Origin of the sequence: Natronorubrum halobium (assembly GCF_051351675.1) — an archaeon.
Taxonomy (GTDB): Archaea; Halobacteriota; Halobacteria; order Halobacteriales; family Natrialbaceae; genus Natronorubrum.
Map to the genome: position 1 here is coordinate 2129970 of NZ_CP195595.1, position 17871 is coordinate 2147840.

17 protein-coding genes and 1 tRNA gene are annotated in these 17871 nt (G+C 64.9%); 12 read left to right on the plus strand and 6 right to left on the minus strand.

The features are described 5' to 3' along the window. Positions 1-15 precede the first annotated feature (15 nt). The 3 genes from ACSFC7_RS10540 to ACSFC7_RS10550 all read left to right on the plus strand — a co-directional run bounded on the left by ACSFC7_RS10540 (position 16) and on the right by ACSFC7_RS10550 (position 5150). A complete protein-coding gene (locus ACSFC7_RS10540) occupies positions 16-2274 on the plus strand; it encodes a VWA domain-containing protein (protein ID WP_436347664.1) in 2259 nt (752 codons plus the stop codon). A 66-nt stretch (positions 2275-2340) separates the two neighbouring features. Further along, positions 2341-3951 (plus strand): uracil-xanthine permease family protein, encoded by a 1611-nt coding sequence (locus ACSFC7_RS10545; protein WP_436347665.1) that lies wholly within the window; start codon positions 2341-2343, stop codon positions 3949-3951. Positions 3952-4322: 371 nt separating this feature from the next. Next, a complete protein-coding gene (locus ACSFC7_RS10550; protein WP_436347666.1) occupies positions 4323-5150 on the plus strand; it encodes an alpha/beta fold hydrolase in 828 nt (275 codons plus the stop codon). Positions 5151-5186: 36 nt separating this feature from the next. Here ACSFC7_RS10550 and ACSFC7_RS10555 read toward each other — a convergent pair whose 3' ends face one another. After that, the gene (locus tag ACSFC7_RS10555) at positions 5187-7454 is read right to left on the minus strand and encodes a CDC48 family AAA ATPase (protein WP_436347667.1); all 2268 of its coding nucleotides are present in this window, start codon (positions 7452-7454) and stop codon (positions 5187-5189) included. A 192-nt stretch (positions 7455-7646) separates the two neighbouring features. Beyond that, the gene (locus ACSFC7_RS10560; RefSeq protein WP_436347668.1) at positions 7647-8012 is read right to left on the minus strand and encodes an Hsp20/alpha crystallin family protein; all 366 of its coding nucleotides are present in this window, start codon (positions 8010-8012) and stop codon (positions 7647-7649) included. 156 nt (positions 8013-8168) lie between these two features. On the opposite strand from ACSFC7_RS10560, the gene ACSFC7_RS10565 reads away from it, so the two are divergent. The 3 genes from ACSFC7_RS10565 (at position 8169) to ACSFC7_RS10575 (ending at position 11632) form a co-directional block, all read left to right on the plus strand. After that, a complete protein-coding gene (locus tag ACSFC7_RS10565) occupies positions 8169-8519 on the plus strand; it encodes a DUF5798 family protein (RefSeq protein ID WP_436347669.1) in 351 nt (116 codons plus the stop codon). 73 nt (positions 8520-8592) lie between these two features. Beyond that, complete coding sequence (locus ACSFC7_RS10570; protein WP_436347670.1) at positions 8593-9573, plus strand: PLP-dependent cysteine synthase family protein; 981 nt, start codon at positions 8593-8595, stop codon at positions 9571-9573. An 892-nt stretch (positions 9574-10465) separates the two neighbouring features. Continuing rightward, positions 10466-11632 (plus strand): hypothetical protein, encoded by a 1167-nt coding sequence (locus ACSFC7_RS10575; protein ID WP_436347671.1) that lies wholly within the window; start codon positions 10466-10468, stop codon positions 11630-11632. A gap of 34 nt (positions 11633-11666) precedes the next feature. On the opposite strand, the gene ACSFC7_RS10580 is transcribed toward ACSFC7_RS10575, so the two are convergent. The 4 genes from ACSFC7_RS10580 to ACSFC7_RS10595 all read right to left on the minus strand — a co-directional run bounded on the left by ACSFC7_RS10580 (position 11667) and on the right by ACSFC7_RS10595 (position 14137). Continuing rightward, on the minus strand, positions 11667-12077 hold the full coding sequence (locus ACSFC7_RS10580) for a CoA-binding protein (RefSeq protein WP_436347672.1): 411 nt from the start codon (positions 12075-12077) through the stop codon (positions 11667-11669). A gap of 85 nt (positions 12078-12162) precedes the next feature. Further along, on the minus strand, positions 12163-12795 hold the full coding sequence (locus ACSFC7_RS10585; protein WP_436347673.1) for an RAD55 family ATPase: 633 nt from the start codon (positions 12793-12795) through the stop codon (positions 12163-12165). Between the two features lie 178 nt (positions 12796-12973). Next, positions 12974-13828 carry a geranylgeranylglycerol-phosphate geranylgeranyltransferase gene (locus ACSFC7_RS10590; RefSeq protein ID WP_436347674.1) on the minus strand — a complete coding sequence of 285 codons (855 nt, stop codon included), beginning with the start codon at positions 13826-13828 and terminating at the stop codon, positions 12974-12976. Positions 13829-13954: 126 nt separating this feature from the next. Then, positions 13955-14137: a DUF7511 domain-containing protein gene (locus tag ACSFC7_RS10595; RefSeq protein ID WP_436347675.1), complete on the minus strand. Its 183-nt coding sequence runs from the start codon at positions 14135-14137 to the stop codon at positions 13955-13957. Positions 14138-14280: 143 nt separating this feature from the next. On the opposite strand from ACSFC7_RS10595, the gene ACSFC7_RS10600 reads away from it, so the two are divergent. From ACSFC7_RS10600 to ACSFC7_RS10625, 6 genes are all read left to right on the plus strand, one after another. Next, positions 14281-14355: transfer RNA gene (locus tag ACSFC7_RS10600), tRNA-Arg, on the plus strand. Between the two features lie 165 nt (positions 14356-14520). Next, positions 14521-14763: a DUF7563 family protein gene (locus tag ACSFC7_RS10605; protein WP_436347676.1), complete on the plus strand. Its 243-nt coding sequence runs from the start codon at positions 14521-14523 to the stop codon at positions 14761-14763. After that, positions 14756-15112, plus strand: coding sequence for a hypothetical protein (locus tag ACSFC7_RS10610; protein ID WP_436347677.1), 357 nt, complete (start codon positions 14756-14758; stop codon positions 15110-15112). Before ACSFC7_RS10605 ends, ACSFC7_RS10610 begins: the two co-directional genes overlap by 8 nt. Beyond that, complete coding sequence (locus tag ACSFC7_RS10615) at positions 15109-15630, plus strand: hypothetical protein (RefSeq protein WP_436347678.1); 522 nt, start codon at positions 15109-15111, stop codon at positions 15628-15630. Before ACSFC7_RS10610 ends, ACSFC7_RS10615 begins: the two co-directional genes overlap by 4 nt. Next, positions 15627-16145: a DUF488 family protein, N3 subclade gene (locus ACSFC7_RS10620; RefSeq protein WP_436347679.1), complete on the plus strand. Its 519-nt coding sequence runs from the start codon at positions 15627-15629 to the stop codon at positions 16143-16145. Before ACSFC7_RS10615 ends, ACSFC7_RS10620 begins: the two co-directional genes overlap by 4 nt. Continuing rightward, positions 16142-17761 (plus strand): DUF7845 domain-containing protein, encoded by a 1620-nt coding sequence (locus ACSFC7_RS10625; protein WP_436347680.1) that lies wholly within the window; start codon positions 16142-16144, stop codon positions 17759-17761. The genes ACSFC7_RS10620 and ACSFC7_RS10625 overlap by 4 nt, the downstream gene beginning before the upstream one ends. Positions 17762-17871: the final 110 nt, after the last annotated feature.

The window sequence follows — 17871 nt, forward strand, 5'->3', positions numbered from 1 at the left end:
TGTATTAGCTCAAGTATGGTTGCAGACGCTGGGGGCAAAAAGCTGTCGTCGCTCCCCTTTCCGGCGATCGTCGGACAGGACGAGTTGAAGCGCGTGCTGCTCGCCGTCGCGGCGAACGACGGCCTCGACGGGGCCCTGATCGTCGGCGAGAAAGGCACCGCGAAGTCGACCGCTGTTCGGGGACTCGTGGATCTCCTCCCCGAGCAGCGGGCCGTCGCGGACTGTCCGTACGGCTGTGCGCCCGACGACTCGAGCCTGCAGTGTGCCGACTGCCGCGAGCGCGACCGCGACGAATTGCCCGTCGAAACGCGTCCCGTTCCACTCGTGACCCTGCCGCTCGGAGCGACTCGAGACCGCGTCGTCGGGACCCTCTCGGTCGAAGACGCACTCGCCGGCGCGGCCGACTTCGATCCCGGCCTGCTCGCCCGCGCCCACCGCGGAATCCTCTACGTCGACGAGGTCAACCTGCTCGACGATCACCTCGTGGACGTCATCCTCGATGCCGCTGCAAGCGGCGTCAACACCGTCGAGCGCGACGGGATCAGCGTCTCACACCCCGCGGACTTCACCCTGATCGGCACGATGAACCCCGAGGAGGGCGATCTCCGGCCCCAGTTGCGGGATCGGTTCGCCCTCCAGGCGACCGTCGAGGGCTGCCGCGAGGTCGAGGACCGCGTCGAAATCATCGACCGAGCGCTCGAGTCCGGCGGTTCCGTCACCGGCACCGGGACCGACGAGTCCGGTCCGTGGACCGAGTACGCCGACGAGACGGCGGCCCTCCGTGAGACCCTGGCCGCGGCCCGCGAGCGACTCTCGAGTGTCTCCCTCCCCGCCGATTTCAAAGAAGAAATCGCTCACCTCTGCCTCGAGGCCGGCGTCGACGGGCACCGCGGCGACGTGGCGACGGCCCGAACCGCGATGACGCTGGCCGCACTCGAGGGCCGGACGGCGGTCATCCGATCGGACGTCCACGAAGCCGCGAGCTACACCCTTCCCCACCGACTCCGGAGCACGCCGTTCGAGGACGAACCGGAGCTGGAGGACCTGCTCGAGGATCGCTTCGAAGAGGAGTCACCCGAGAAGGGTGACGACGGCGAGGCGTCTGATGAGGGTGAAGACGGGAGCGAAACCGGAGACGACGCGGACGGCGGTGAGACGGGAAACGAGTCCGGCGACGAGCGGAGTGACGACGACCGCGGTGGCGACTCCGGTTCTGGATCCGAAGACGGCGACGACGGAACCGACGAACCGAACGAGAGTGACGGTGGTTCGAGCGACTCCGGGCCCGAACGGCGACCTGACGACGGCGAGGAACCGTCCGGAGGCGAGCCGTCGCCCGCCGAAACCGGTCCCGATGAGGGTGGCGAGAACGACAGCACTGACGACTCGAGTGACTCCGACCCGGATGACAGCGGCGATGACAGCGAGGAAGACGAAGCCCAACCACTCGTTCCCGGCCAGCAGCGCGCTGAAATCGCCGGCGTCGGCGAGGCGAGGGCACCCGACCTCGAGTCCGCGGAGGCTGAGAGCAGCCAGTCTACCGCAACCGGCGGCGCTCGAGCCAGCACGACCCCGAGCGTCACCAACCGCGGCGCTCGCGTGAGAACGGAACCGGCCTCGGGCGACGGCCCCATCGACGCGGCGGCGTCGGTGCGCTCTGCTGCGGCCCGCGGCGAGTCTCGAGTCGGCAAGCAGGACCTCCGACAGTCGGTTCGGGCCGGCGAGACGTCGGTGACCATCGTCTTCGCCGTCGACGCCAGCGCCTCGATGCGACCCGCGATGCGCACCGCGAAGGGGGTCGTCCTCGAGTTACTCCGCGACAGCTACGAACAGCGCGATCAGGTCGCCTTCGTAGCCTTTGCGGGCGAGGACGCGGAAGTCCTGCTCCCGCCGACCGACAGCGTCTCGCTGGCCGCGCGCCACCTGAAGGAGTTGCCCTCGGGCGATCGAACGCCGCTTCCGGCGGGCCTCGAGAGCTCGCGACGGGTGCTCGAGCGGGCGGAGACGGACGCTTCGGTCATCGTTTGCGTGACGGACGGGCGGGCGAACGTCGCCGACGGGAGTCCGACCGAGGCGACGCGGCGGGCCGCACGCGGCCTCGCGGCAGACGATGCGACCGTGATCGTCGTCGACGCGGGCGACGACTCGCGCGCCGGGCTTTCGGAGATGGTCGCGACCGAAGCTAACGGCGAACTGGTCGACCTGTCGTCGCTGTCGGCCGAGACGGTCCGTACCGCGGCGGATCGCGCTGCCTCGGACGCGTCATCGAACTGATTCGGGCTCGAGACACTCGAGACGGATCAACATTCATTTGACCTCGCTCTTCCGTTATCCGACGAGATGAGTCACGAGGGGGACGAATCGACGACCAGGGACGCTGGCGCGGGGGGCGACCGCGAGGCCAGCGACGATATCGAGTACGGAATCGACGACCGGCCGCCGCTGGGTGAATCGGCGGTGCTGGGGATCCAGCACTACCTGACGATGGTCGGAGCGAACATCGCGGTGCCGCTGATCCTGGCGGAGGCGATGGGGATGACGGAACATCCCGAGGTCACCGCCCAGTTCATCGGCACCTTCTTCGTCGTGAGCGGGATCGCGACGTTAGCCCAAACGACGTTCGGGAACCGCTACCCGATCGTTCAGGGCGCGCCGTTCTCGATGCTCGCTCCCGCGCTCGCGATCATCGCCGTCGTCACCGCCGGCGGCGTCGGTGGTGGGGACGACTGGCGGGCCGCGCTGCTCCAGTTACAGGGCGCGATCATCGTCGCCGCGACGGTTCAGGTCGCGATGGGGTACTTCGGTCTGGTAGGGAAGCTTCGACGCTTCCTCTCGCCGGTCGTTATCGCACCGACCATCGCGTTGATCGGACTGGCGCTGTTCGACGCGCCCCAGATCACCGGCGCGAACCAGAGCTGGTTGTTCCTCGGACTGACCCTCGGCCTGATTTTGCTGTTCTCACAGTACCTCGACGTCAAACACAAGGCGTTCCGTCTGTATCCGGTAATCCTGGCGATCGGCATCGCCTGGGTCGTCGCCGCCGCGCTCTCGACCGACTGGACGCTCGGCCCGCTGTCGATCGACGCCGTTCTCGGGAGCGAACACCCCGGCTACGTCCCGCTCGAGCGGGTCACTGACACGCAGCCGCTCCTGCCGATTTACCCGTTCCAGTGGGGAATGCCCGAGTTTACGACCGCGTTCGTCGTCGGCATGTTCGCGGGCGTGCTCGCCTCGATCGTCGAGAGCATCGGCGACTACTACGCCGTGGCGAACCTGACCGGTTCCGCGGCGCCGAGCGAGAAGCGAATCAACCACGGCATCGGAATGGAGGGCCTGATGAACGTCTTCTCCGGGATCATGGGCACCGGCGGCTCGACCTCGTACTCCGAGAACATCGGCGCCATCGGCCTGACCGGCGTCGCCTCCCGGTACGTCGTCCAGCTCGGCGCCGTCGTCATGCTGATCTTCGGCTTCATCGGCTACTTCGGCCAGCTGGTCGCGACGATCCCGGACCCCATCGTCGGCGGCCTGTTCATCGCCATGTTCGCCCAGATCGTCGCCGTCGGCATCTCGAACCTCCGCCACGTCGACCTCGACTCCTCGAGGAACACCTTCGTCATCGGCTTCGCGCTGTTCGTCGGCCTGGCGATCCCCGCCTACATGGGTAACTTCGAGTCGACGCTCGCGTTCCGCGACGCGGTCGGTCTCGAGGCCGCACTCGCCGGGTATCCGGGCTGGCTCGAGACGGCTGCGGAAGCCGTCGTCGACATCGTCTTCATCATCGGCTCGACGGGGATGGCCGTCGGCGGACTCGCGGCCCTCGTTCTCGACAACACGATTCCGGGTACCCGCGAGGAGCGCGGTCTCGCTCAGTGGGAGCGGATCACCGAGGACGAGTCCGAGTTCGAAAGCTTCTGGGATCGGTGGGTCGGCTCCGGTCGGGAGCAGTGAGGGCGCTCCTCGAGTATCGCTCGTCTCCAGTTCAACACCTTGCTCCGGACTGTTCGAGCCACGTTCGGTGGCGCGCGCTGGACCGTGGCGAACGAACAGTGAGCCACGGCGCGAAGCCGTGCGAGGTCGCCGTGAACGGAGTGAACGACGGCTTGGAAGGCGCGAAGCGTCTTCCAGTGGATGAGTGAGTGCAACGAGCGAATCGGCTGGGGAGGACGTGGAAATCACAGCCGCCAGCGAAAGCAGGACACTCGCCTTCACCTGAATCCGTCCGAAAGCGGGGCCGATTCGTTCGTTCGTACAACGACGGATCTCTACTCGAACGACCTGCAACCCCGCGACCTATACGTGCGGCGACCGACTACCTGTCAATGGCAGAACTCGCTCTCGAGGACAGCACGCTCTGGTACGAGACACGCGGCGACGGCCAGCCACTCGTCTTCATCCACGGCGGCTGGATGAACGGGCAGGCCTGGAAGCCACAGGTAGAACGCTTCGACGACGAGTATCAGGCGATCACGATGGACGTCCGCGGCCACGGCCAGACGGGCGCGACCGAGCCGAACCGGTACTCGATCGAACTCTTCGCCGACGATCTCGAGGCACTCCTCTCGGAACTCGATCTCGAGGACCCCATCCTCTGTGGCCTCTCGCTCGGCTCGATGGTCGTCCAGGAGTACATGGACCGCCACCCCGACCACGCTGCGGGCGCGATCCTCGGCGGCGCGGTGCGATCGATGCCGCCGATGGATATGCCGCCGATGATGAAACCCCTGCTGTCGCCGCTGCCGGCGCTGTCGACGTCGCTGTCGATGACCGGCCCGCAGACGACGTTCCGATCGATGCTGTACTCCATTCAGGCGACGACCGGCGAGCGGTGGCTCTCGGTGAATCCCGACGTCCGCTCGGAAGCGATGGACGCCGTCGGCGACATCTCTCGCAGCGAGTTCCGGAAGGTGTTCGGCGCGCTCTACCGGTACGAGCCGGCGAACCTCTCGCACGTCGAGACGCCGACGCTCGTCGTCCACGGCGAACAGGAGGCTCCGCTGGTCAAACAGCAGGGCGCGCAACTCGTCTCGGAGGTCGCGACCGGCGAGCGCCTCGAGCTCTCGGAGTCGGGCCACCTCGTCAATCAGGATCGGCCGGAGGCGTTCAACACCGCGAGCGCGGCGTTCCTCGAGAACGGGAGCGCGGCGTAACCGGCAGCGAAAGCGACCGACTGGCCGCTCGAGTTCCTACGCTTCGCTCTCGCCTTCCTCGGGAGCGTCGCCGAACGCCCCCGCGTCGGGACCGGATTCGAACTCGCCGGCCGACTCGGACGAGACCGCCTCGAGCGCCCGCTCGAAGTGGTCGGCCGTGAGTTCGATCTCGTCGACGTCGCGCTCCTCGCCGACCGCCTCGGCCCGGACGTGGTCACGGACCGCGATGGTCGCGGCCTCGCGGCAGACGGCCTCGAGGTCCGCACCGGTGTACCCCTCGGTTTCGCTCGCGAGGGCGCCGAGGTCGACGTCGTCCGCAAGCGGCCGGTCCGCGGTGTGAATCTGGAGGATCTCGTGGCGCGCCTCCTCGTCGGGTTCGTCGACCGCGACGTGGCGGTCCAGTCGGCCCGGCCGGAGGAGCGCGTCGTCGATCAGTTCGGGCCGGTTCGAGGCCGCGATCACGACGACGTCCTCGAGTTCCTCGAGGCCGTCGAGTTCGGTCAGCAGTTGCGAGACCACGCGCTCGCCAACGTTGGAGTCGCCGACGCCGCTCCCGCGCTCGCTCGCGATGGCGTCGATCTCGTCGAAGAAGACGATCGTCGGGGCGTTCTCGCGGGCCTTGCTGAAGATCTCGCGGACGCCCTTCTCGCTCTCGCCGACGTACTTGTCGAACAGTTCGGGGCCCTTGACCGAGATGAAGTTCGACTGGGACTCGTTGGCGACGGCCTTCGCGAGCAGCGTCTTGCCGGTGCCCGGCGGACCGTGAAGCAGGACGCCCTTGGCCGGCTCGAGACCGACCCGCTCGTAGGCGTCGGCGTGTTCCATCGGCCACTGAACGCTCTCGCGGAGGCGTTCTTTCGCGTCCTCGAGACCGCCGACGTCGTCCCAGGTGACGTCGGGGACCTCGACGAACACCTCGCGCATCGCGGAGGGTTCGATCCCGCGAAGGGCGGACTTGACGTCGTCGGCCGTCACCTCGATCGCGTCGAGCACGTCGGCGTCGATCTCGGCGTCTTCGAGGTCGAGTTCGGGTCGGACGCGGCGCATGGCCGTCATCGCGGCCTCCCTGGCGAGGTTCTCGAGGTCGGCCCCGACGAAGCCGTGGGTGTTCTCGGCGTAGCGCTCGAGGTCGACGTCTTCGGCCAGCGGCACGCCGCGGGTGTGGATCTGCAGGATCTCCTCGCGGCCCGCGGCGTCGGGCGCGCCGATCTCGATCTCGCGGTCGAACCGGCCCGGACGGCGCAGCGCGGGGTCGATGTCGTCGACGCGGTTCGTCGTCCCGATGACGGTGATCTCCCCGCGCTGCTCGAGACCATCCATGAGGCTCAGGAGTTGGGCGACGACGCGGCGCTCGGTGTCGCCGCCGGCCTCCTCTCGCTTGGGTGCGATGGAGTCGAGTTCGTCGATGAAGACGATCGCGGGCTCGTTCGCCGCGGCCTCCTCGAACACCTCGCGGAGCTGTTCTTCCGACTCGCCGTAGTACTTCGACATGATCTCCGGACCGGAGATCGTCAGGAAGTGGGCGTCAACCTCGTTGGCGACCGCACGGGCGATGAGCGTCTTGCCGGTGCCCGGCGGCCCGTGGAGCAGGACGCCCTTCGGCGGCTCGATGCCGAGCGCTCTGAACAGTTCGGGGTGGGCCATCGGCAACTCGATCATCTCGCGGACCCGCTCGAGTTCGTCGTCGAGTCCGCCGACGTCCTCGTAGGTGACGTTCGGGCTCTCGGTCCCACCGACGCCGTCGTCTTCGCCCGACTCGAGCGGGCCCTCGGCTTCGACGGCGAGTCGCTCGGGGTCGCGCTCGGCGACCTCGATCTCGGTTCCGCTCTCGATGACGACCGTCTCGCCGGGCTCGGTGTCGACGACGGTGATCGGCAGCCGTCGACCGGAGCGACTCGAGAGGAGCCCGAAGCCGAGCGAGATCGACAGCTGATCGCCGGGGCTGACGGCTCGCTCCGTGAGCTTGTCCTCGAGGTAGGAGCCGATATCGCCCCGGATACGGACGTTCTCGGGCAGCGCGATCGTGACGCGCTCGGCGGGTTCGACATCGGCCGGTTCGACCGAGACGGCGTCGTCGATTCGAGCACCGACGGCCTGTCGCAGTTGGCCGTCGATGCGCACGATACCCCGACCGGAGTCCTCGGAGCGGCCGGGCCAGACGCGCGCGACGACCCGACCGTCGCGGCCCTCGATCGCGACGAACTCGCCGCTCGAGACGCCGAGTTCATCCATCGTCTCGCGGTCGATCGCTGCCAGGCCGCTTCCCGCGTTTCGTCCGTCGAGTGGTTGTACGCGAAGTCGCATGGCTACTCGAGGGAGACTCGTGTCTGGCTCGAGTCACGGCCGTCGGCGCGCGAACCGACAGAACGTGCGCCGTCTCACCAGCCGCTCGACGGCAACGATGCTGCACCGACGACGTGACGCGGAACTGGCGGTTCACCGGGGGTGTCCGGGTAGCGGTGCGACATCGGGGAGGGGAGTCGAACGCCGACGGCGTTACTCGAGCGGGATCTCACGACCCTGGACGGTCGTGTCGGCCGTCGGCAGCCGGACCTCGAGGACGCCGTTGGTGTACTCGGCGCTGACCTCCTCGTCGGCGATGGTTTTCGGGAACCGGAATCGCCGGTGGTAGGTCTTCTTGCGACCGCGGTCGTCGTCGACGTGTTCGGCGGCGACGTTCAGCGTGCCGTCGTCCCACGCCAGATCGATCTCGTCGGTCTCGAAGCCCGGCATGTCGATCGTGAGGACGAACTCGCCGTCCTCCTCGTACAGTTCGTAGTCGCTGCTTCCTCGCTCACTGAACAGTCGGGACGGTACGTCGAGGCCCTGGTTCCAGGTGCTTGCTGTCGGTCGGAGCACCATCGCTGATCACCTCGAATTCAGTTGGTGATTGTCCGCGGTTCGTAATAAATTTCACGAATCATGGTACTGTTTCGCACAGCAAATCCGGATCGACGGGAACTCCCGACCGATCGACGGAGGAAAAGGCCCATTAGTTAGCCAACACATCACCTACACATGGGACTTGGCAGCACTGCAAAGAAGATTCAGGGTCTGTCGGACCGCGCCGAAGCGATGTACAAACAGGTACAGGAGCTCCAGCAGCGCATCATCGGCCTCGAGGAAGAGGTCGACGACACTCACGATACGGTCGAAGGTATCGACCACCAACTGACCGAACAGCGCGCTCTCCTGCTCGCGATCGCGGAAGAACAGGGAATCGACGGCGAGCAGATCCTCGCCGAAGCGGCCATCGACGAGGCCGAAGCCGAGGACGACGCTGATGCAGCGTCCACCGACGACGCGGCAGTCGCCGACGCCGAAGACGACGCCGGCGACGCAGAAGCGACCGACGCGACGGCCGAGTAGCCCGTCAGTCACCCGCATGCGGCGCGCGGTCGATGAGTAAAACCTAACAGCAGGGGCAACTTTTGCCAGCACGATGACGACCCACGAGCAGCCGGTGGACTCGGTCCTCGAGACGATCGGTCGGACGCCGCTCGTCGCCCTCCAGGACGGTCCCGAGGACGTCCGGTGCTACGCGAAACTCGAGTCGTTCAACCCCGGAGCGAGCGTGAAAGACCGCATCGGCCGATACATGCTCCGAGAGATGCTCGAGCGCGGCGACGTCGCCGAGAGCGGGACGATCGTCGAACCGACCGCGGGGAACACGGGTATCGGACTCGCTATCGCCGCTAAACAGCTGGGACTCGAGGCGATCTTCGTCGTCCCGGAACGCTTCAGCCTGGAGAAACAGCAGCTGATGGCCGCGCTGGACGCCGAGATCATCAACACGCCCACGGACGCGGGCATGGGCGGGGCGATCGAACGGGCGCACGAACTGGCCGCCGAACTCGACGACGCCGTCGTCCCCCAGCAGTTCTCGAACCCGCTCAACACGGAGGCCCACTACGCGATGACCGGGCCCGAGATCTACGAGGCGCTCGAGGGGGAGGTCGGGGCCGTCGTCGCCGGCTGTGGCACCGCGGGCACGCTCATGGGGATCGCGCGGTACGCACGCGAGCAGGACCCGAACACCTACGTCGCGGCCGTCGAACCCGAGGGCTCGCTGTACGGGGAGTTCCTCGACGAGGACCGCGAGGAAGGCGAGTACAAGACCGAAGGGATCGGGACGCACAACATCGAAACCAACGAACTGTTCGAGCCCGATCTCGTCGACGCCGTCCACGCCGTCTCCGACCGGGACGCCCACGACGAACTCAAACGGCTGGCTCGCGAGGAGGGCCACCTCGTCGCCTCGAGCGCCGGGGCCGCGAGCGTCGCGACGAAACGGGTTGCTCGTGCGATTTCGGACGGAGATATCGATGCGCCACACGAGACGGTCGTGACGGTGTTTCCGGACTCGAGCGAGCGCTACCTCTCGAAGGGGATCTACCGGTCGTTCGAGGAGTGGGAGGGCTGAACGGTATAGTAACAATTGAAACGATTTACACACCGATCGCAATGATGTCCTGCGATCGGGTGTGCAGTGACTTTCAGTGGCTACTATATCTGCGATTCGAGACGATCCGTATACCTCCTGATTACCGATGAGGGCAGTCCAGACATCCAATACAACCAGTACAATTTTATACCGTTGACGGAGTAGACTGGAACGTAATGAACGAAGAAGCGATCAGCAGGATGCGTGAACTTCGTCAGCGTAAAGCGGATATCTATCGTGAGATGGGGCGCGTTGGCAGCAGTCGCTCCACGACCGATAGCGATTCCGAGTAACCTGTTGGACGGCTTCTTCCACTGCAGTATTCAGTTGCCCAGTTCTGCCAGCGTTCCTCGAACGTCTTGGAGGCAGGCATCTAACATCTCCGTCGTTGGCTCGTGAGGACGACGTCGCTCCAATTGTCCCGTCAGCACTCGCGTAAAATACCGATACCAAACGTCGAACAGTTCGTCACGAACCCAGAGCGTATTGAATCGAATATCTGAGTGTAGGGTACGTGCATATTTCGAAAGTAGAACGACTCGTCCGATATCTCGTTGAACGAGTTCGGTCGCAGGCCCACCGTTTTGTTCGACGAGATATTCGAGCGTATTCGTCGCTGTCCGATGGTTAGCGTCCGGAAAGAAGTGGATTCCCGCAAACGCTCACACCCAGTGTGCACACATCGGCTGCTGAACGTCGATAAAATCACGATATGAATGTTCACCCGTTGTAGGTGGCATCTCCTCGAACATATCCACGTCATATATTTAAATTTACTCTGAACAATATCCAACTGAATCAGGAGGGAACAGTCTTCGTTGGCCGAGTACGGTATCAGTACACTGATTACGCATCACTATTTGGCGAATATATGGCCCGACCGATAGATCATCTTCCCTCCGAACGGGAGCTCTCCCCCGCCGTTCGGACGAAGTACGAGGCGTACGCCGCCCAGGGCGGCCTGCTCGGGGCGTTCACGTACGCCGCCGTCGTCCTCGAGACCGACGACGATGACCTCGCGGCGACGCTGGCCTCGATCCCGACGACCCTCTTCGTCACGAGCAGCCTCCACGACGACGCGATCGACGAGGCCGACGACTGGGCGGGGGATCGAAAGCGCCGACTGAACGAACACGTCACGCTCGGCGATCTCGCCTTTACGAGCGTCCTCGAGGCCGCGAACTCGCTCCCCGCAGAGATCGATCTGTCGCCCGTCCTGGAGACGGTCCGAGAGATCGGACGGGGTCAACTCGGAGAGGAGGCGGTCGAGCCGGCCACGGCGACGCTCGAGGATGCCATTGCTCGCGTCGACGAGCGCGGGGCCGTCTGGGCCGATCTCGCCGTCTCGCTGATCGGCGCTAGTGACGGCTACTCGGAGGGCCACCTCGAGCGGCTTCGGACGATCACCAGAACCGCCATGTTCGTTCTCACCGTCGTCGACGACGTCGAAGACCTTCCGGAAGACGTGGCTAACGGCGTCGCGAACGTCCCGATCGCGCTCTACGACGGCGACCTCTCCGCGTCCGACTCGACGGCTGCCGCGGTCGAGTCGTTCCTCGAGTCGGACGCGCCTCGACGACTCGAAGCGTTACTCGCCGAGCGACGAGCCGAACTCGAGGCCGACGTTCGCGACCTCGCGGGATCCATCGACCGGTCGAACGAGGCGATGCTCGACGCGGTGCATCGGGCGCTGACGTGGTACTGCGAGTCGGTCTGTTCGACTCCGGTGGCACAGACCGTGCCGCCGGTCCGGCAGCGCGAGATCCGCGCGCAGGTAGCCGGTGACGAGGCGGCGAGGCGTCGTGCTGCCGAGACGGTCGTCGCCGGCCTCCCGTTCGGTGCAGCTGCCGATTCCGAGACTGTGGCTGCCGTCGACCCCGAGACGCTGACCGATGCCGTCGTCGATCTCCCGGCCGATCCGCTCGCCGACGTGCTCGTCGCGCTCACCCACGTCGCGACGGTTGCCGACGGCGTCATGAGCACCTCGCTCGAGGAGGCGCTCGCGACGCTCGAGCGGCGTGCGGCGACGACGGCCTGACATCGCTATTTCTCCGATCCGACTCGGCGATCGGTCACGCCGCGAGTCGGCGATGCTCGACCATCATACACCGGTCTTGAACGACCGTCCGACCATCGTCGTCGACGCGGGCCGCCGCCTCGTCGTCGCGGATCCCCTGCTGGGTCCAGACGACGTCGACGTCGTCGCGCTCGAGCGCCGCGTCGACGATTTCGCTGACTTCCTCGCTGGGGCGGAAGAGACAGACGACGTCGATCTCCTCCTCGACGTCCGCGAGCGAGTCGTACGCCGATCGGCCGAAAATCTCGTCGGCGAAGGGGTTGACCGGGATCACGTCGTAGCCCTGTTCGAGCAGGTAGTTCGGCACGTCGTGGGCCGCCTTGCCGGGCGTACTCGAGCAGCCGACGACGGCGATGGTCTCGTACGCGAACACGTCCTCGAGGTCGTCAGTCGCATCGACAGGCATACGCGAGCGTACGGACTCGGCAGTGAAACGTTTCGTGGTCCAGCAGGAAGCGAGAGACGTCTCGGGGTGATGGTGTGGATGCGTCTCAGGTCGAGAGGCCGGCCGTCCGAATCTCGGGCTCCTCGCCGTCGGTACGCTCCTCGAGTTCGATGACGGCGTCGAACAGCTGTTTGAGCGTGTTCATCGTCTGGTCGTCGTGGGCCGTCGAGTCGATGACGTAGACGCCCATGGCGTCGGCGCTCTGGATACGACCGGTGAAGACGTGGAGGAAGCGAAACACCGTCTGGAGGTTCGAGTACATGAGCAGCGTCGAGACGGAGTGGAGCAGCACGCGGTTCTCGGTCAGCCCGCGGTCCTCGTAGAACTCCTGGAGGAACTCGGAGAGCTTGATCCCGATGCCGGTCATATCGACGGGCGAGGACGCGTACTTGATCCGCGGGTCGTCGTCGACCGTGCCGATCCCGCGCTGTTTCGTGACACAGTCGACGACACCGATGTTGGAATCGGCGCTGGCGTCGACGGAGTCGGTGAACGTCTCGAGAACTTTGTCGGCGCTGTCTTTCGTCGTGACGACGATCGATCCGTCACCGTGATTGGCACCGCTCGCGAGGATATCGAACGCGATCTGTCGCTTCCCCGTCAGTGGCGGGCCCGCGACGAGCAGGTTCGTCCCCGGATCGATTTCGGCGTCCGGAATGACATCGGCGAGGTCATACATACCAGATACTCACATCCATCAGCCGTAGTGACGTCCATTGCTGGGTCCGCTGGCTACTCCGGCGTTGCTATGAGAATGCGTGATCCAGCTTATATTACTTTTGATTGTAGAGCCACAACCGATGCTAATTCACACTGGTTGTGTCCGCTCTCTTCGTCGAAAATCATCGCGAGTGGGTTCAGAGACCGGCCGGGATCGTCACCGCCGCTCGACCGACGATAAACGCCAGCGCGGCGAGAAACATCCCGTACTTGAGATGCGATTGCCCGGCCGTGGGGTCCTCGAAGCTCTCGTAGGCCGCATAGCACATGATCGCGTCCGCCGGGAGCACCACGAGCAGGTACGCGACGCCGAAGTAACGGAGCAGGAAGGGTATCGGGCTCGCGACGACGCCGATGACGATCAAGGCGCCGGCGACGATCAGTGCGCGCTCTTCGCCGACCGCGATCGGGAGCGTGTTCAGCCCCTCCTCGCGGTCGCCATCGATATCCTCGACGTCCTTGACGATCTCGCGGGTCAGCGTCGCGATCGCCGCGAGGACGAACAACACGACGGCGGGCCCCATATCGCCGACTGCCGCGGCACCGAAGAGGAACGTACTCCCGACGAGATAGGCGACCAGCGCGTTGCCGAGCCCCGGTAACCCCTTGAATAACTCGGTGTAGGCCACCAGCGCGACGAGGTTGATCGCCGCGATCGCGAGCGCTGCCGTGGGGAGCGTGAGTGCGAGCGCGACCGCGCCCGCGAAGAGGACGAGACTGAACGCGAGCGCCCCGCGCGGACTCACCGCGCCGCGGGGGATCGCCCTGTCAGGCTGGTTGATCCGGTCGATCTCCCGGTCGAAGTAATCGTTGATCGCGTTCCCGGCACCGACCGCCAGCCCGGTCGCAGCTACCGCAGCCGCCACCGCGAGGGGATACTCGGTGACGCCACCGGCGACGAACGCCCCGATGAACGGCAGCACGCTCGCCGCGATCACGTTCACCGGCCGCGTCAACTCGAGCAACCCGCGGATCGTCTCGCCCGCTGTCATTGCCGGGACTGCTCAGCGCGGGTGGTTAAACGGTGCGATCCGCACTCGAGCGTGCGGTCGCGTGGCTACTGGGAGCAGAATCAGCCGCGGAGGGTACGGTCGGAGGGGAGTTCGACTCGAGCGTACTTACCGCCAGTCCTCGAGATTCCGGAGCGCGTCGGCGTCGATCGAGAGCCACTTGCTGACCCGTTCGTCGCCGGTCGCATCGGCGGGGACGGCGGTCCAGACGTCCTCGTCGTCGGTGAGTAACTCGAGCGGTGCCTCGCTGGACTGGCCGTCGTCTGAGACTGGGGCCTCGTTCACCGTCATGGACGGGTGTATGGTGTGCACGGCAAAGACCCCGGGCGGCGGTTTTCATCGGATGAGAAGTTCCGATAGTGGGTGTGGGGATGGCTGTCGAAATGCTCCCAAACCGAGCGACTTATACGGGGTCGCCGGAATTGCTGTAGTACGGGCGCTTAGCTCAGTCTGGACAGAGTGCTTGGCTTCGGACCAAGTTGCCACGGGTTCAAATCCTGTAGCGCCCACTCACAGACGGCCCGATTCTCGACTAATTCTAACCATGGAATAGAGGTATCGAAAGCCTCGATTTCGTCGTTTTCTTCATTCGAGAGCAGGGGAGCTAAATCTGATCCAAACGGGGAACGGGTTGCGTCCCCGTCACGTCATGCGAATCTCTTCGCAAACGGGGGGTGGTCGGCGTGACGGTCGCTCCGTGGCCGTCGACCGATACCTCGACGACGTGCGGACACTGCGGAGCCTACGTTTCGGACCGTTTCTGCCGCGTCTACGGCGACAACAGCGACCGCGCCCACCGCTGCGGAGAGTGTGATTCGTATCGACGACTGACCCGCGGATCCGCAGCTGGTGTCGACGTCGGCATTCCCGATCCGGAGATGGCACTCGGTCACCACGGAGGTGAGGCCGATGTCTGAGTTCGTCCCGGCGAGTCAGCTGTACAACGTCGAGAGTCGAACGCCCATAGCCCATCCAGCCCATCAGGCTACCGATGCGGACGTTCACCGTGCGCTTAAGAAGAAAGGAGTTCGAATCGACGGCAGTGTCAATAGCGGTACTGAGGTCAGGAATGTCAGGGTAGAAGACCCTGACACGGAGCAGATCTGCGAACTGCTCTATGGAATTCGGACTCATTTGGCGGTTCTGATAGTGGTGGTGCAGGATACCTCTGAGTCCAGTTCAAGGGACTCAGTAAACGATAATAAATTCGCTAGGAGTTGGCAACAATCGCCGGGTGCTGTGCCTGAGAACGGTGATTCGCGATGAGTTCGCGGACGTCCGAACTCGAGAGTCCGAAGGCCAGCGGTGACGCCCTCGAGGCGGAGATCGTGCAGGTGATCGACGCCCTGGAGTACGTCGGCGATCGCACGGCCACCTGGCACGACGCGCGAACGACGGCCGTCCTCGAAGCGAGCCGATCGCTGCCGTTCTACGGCATCGTTCTCGTCGAACCTGAGACGCCAGTCGAGATCAAAGGCTGTCAAATCAAAACAAGCAACGGCAGCCGATCGACTCGAGGCCGGTTCTACGTCAAACGCAGCGCTCACGAGCAGTTGCTCGAGGCGGGTGGGATGTACCTGCTCGTGGTCTATCTGCCGCGACCGGGGCTGCCCCAGGTCGCGCGAGCGATCGTCCCGGCGACGATCGTCGACGAGTTGCTGTCCGGACGGTGGTACGACGTCGGCGGGTCGCGTTCCGAACAGGAGGTCGCGAAACTCGCGTGGTCGCACGTGATGAACCCGGCCGGTGTCGATCCGGCCGAGACTGTGGGGTGGTCGCGATGACGGTCTACACGTCGTACTTCGGCGGACTCTCGAGTCACGACCCTGCCGACGAGGATGACGTCTTCGGCGTCGTTCGGTACCCACAGGAATTCGTGAAGCGCCTCACCGATCGGAATATCCCGGCGGTTGCGCCACCCGAAGACCTGCTAAACGCGTACAAGACCGTCGAGTCGGCAGCCGAGGAAAACGGTGAGTCGAATCCGGCTGCGGTCGCATGGAACTCCGTCGACTACGAACGCCGCTATCTCGAGTCCCTCGAGCGGAAGGGGCCACAGACTGTGATCGACGAGCTGGCCGACCGCGCTCGCGAACGCGATATTTGGCTCGTCTGCTGGGAGAAAGACGCTCGCTGGTGTCACCGTCGGTTGCTCGCGAACGCGATCATCGCTGACCTCGAGGACGTCGAGATCGTTCACCATCCGGACCCGTCGACCATCCCGATCGAGGCGGAAGCCGACGCCGACGATGAGTCTGCTGCCACGCTCGCGGACTTCGCCGCGAGCGGAGGACGATGACGCAAGTCGAGACGACGCCGCACGAGATCGAAGGCCGCTGGAAGTGGCCCGACTGGGGTCGCGGTCCGTACGATGCGCTGTCGTCGGTGATGCTCGGCCCGCCGTTCGAGGGATACCTGGAACTGGACGTCGAGATCGGCGGCGAGCCCTGGCACCTCGAGGTGCGGTACAGTAAATCCGGATTCGCGCCGCGACTGTCGGACGGGATCAACGCGGAACGGCTGTACGAATGGGATATCGTGGGCCGTGGGCGCGGTGAACGGAAGGCGTCGTACAACATTTCGCCGCGGTTTCCGAACATGCGCCACTGGGAAACCGGCGACCCGATTCAGCTCCCGTGGGAGAATCAGATCGGCGAGGTCGACGGCGTCGACGTCGAGTTCCACACGAGCAACGTCGAAGCCGAACGCGGGCTCGAGTTGCTGCCGGAGTTCTACGCGGCGGTGTTCGAACACGCGAACGAGCGAGTTCATCCCGAGTATTTCCGGACGGAACCGCACTCAGCGAGCCGAATGTGGGCGTACGAGCGGTACGTCCGGATTCGACGCGAGTGGGCGGAAAAGCTCTCGTCGGCCGGTGTGCTCCAGAAGGTCGCGCTCTATTTGTCCGACCTCAAGGGCGTGAAGGCGGAACTCCACATCGACAACGAGGAGACGATCAACCACCAGAATCGGCTGTTTTTGAATCCGGCGTCGGCCAGTAAGCTGCTGCCGGGTCACACCTACGGACGGAAGTTCGAGATCTACCAGCTAAAGGACCCGGACGCGGTTTCGAAAGATCACCCGTCCTACCACCCGAAGGTGGAGGTGCTGGTAAACAAGTCGATGAACGACCGCGAGGCATGGGCATGGGCCGATCGCCACGCGGTGACCGAGCAAATCGAGGAGACGCTGTTGAACGCGCTCCATTGGGAAGACATCCCGCTCGGTCCCGATGGGAACGGCGTCTACATCGCTGACGATCATTTCGACGCGGTGGCTCGAGAGCAGCCTGTGGAACTCTACGAGGACCCCACGCCGCGCCTCGAGGCGAAGACGGATCACCTGTTGATGACGACGCTCCGAGACATGGGCGAGACTGCTCGCAACGTGACAGAGCGGGTTGCGACCGACGGTGGATCGACGGTCGACGGTCTCGCCGACGAACTGGGGAAGCACCCCGCGACGATCTATCGGGCAATCCAGGATCTTGGCGACGTCCTCGAGCTCGACCAGGGCGACGTGTCGTTCCGTGCTCGAAAGTATCGGGAGGAACTCCGCGCACTCGTCGAGTCCGCCGAGTACGCGATCGAGAGTTACGCCGATCGGATGCAGCACCTGATGGGACTGGCGGACCACGTTGCGGAGTCCTCGCCGTTTCAGAAGTGGCTTGCAGAGAACGGTGCCGACCTCGAGTTCGACGAGAACGGCGACCCCCGACGAATGCGGGTCGATACGATTCTCTCGCGACTGAAGTTCGATAGCTTCGAGACTGTCGAGGCGATCGCCGCCGAAGCCCTCGAGAAATGGTCGAAGTCGGGCAACGATCCGACGGTTCTCCGCGGCGCCGAGCTGACCTGGAAGACTCCCGGCGGCGGGAGCGAAACCGGATTTGTCGGCGCTGTCGCTGATCGGTGAACCGGCCCGAGTAGTGGCAACGCTACCCCTTTGCTTCATTTAGACAATCAGAACTTCATTAGCGGCTGATTTTCGCAACTTCGGTTGTATTTGAACCCTCGAGGGCGGGG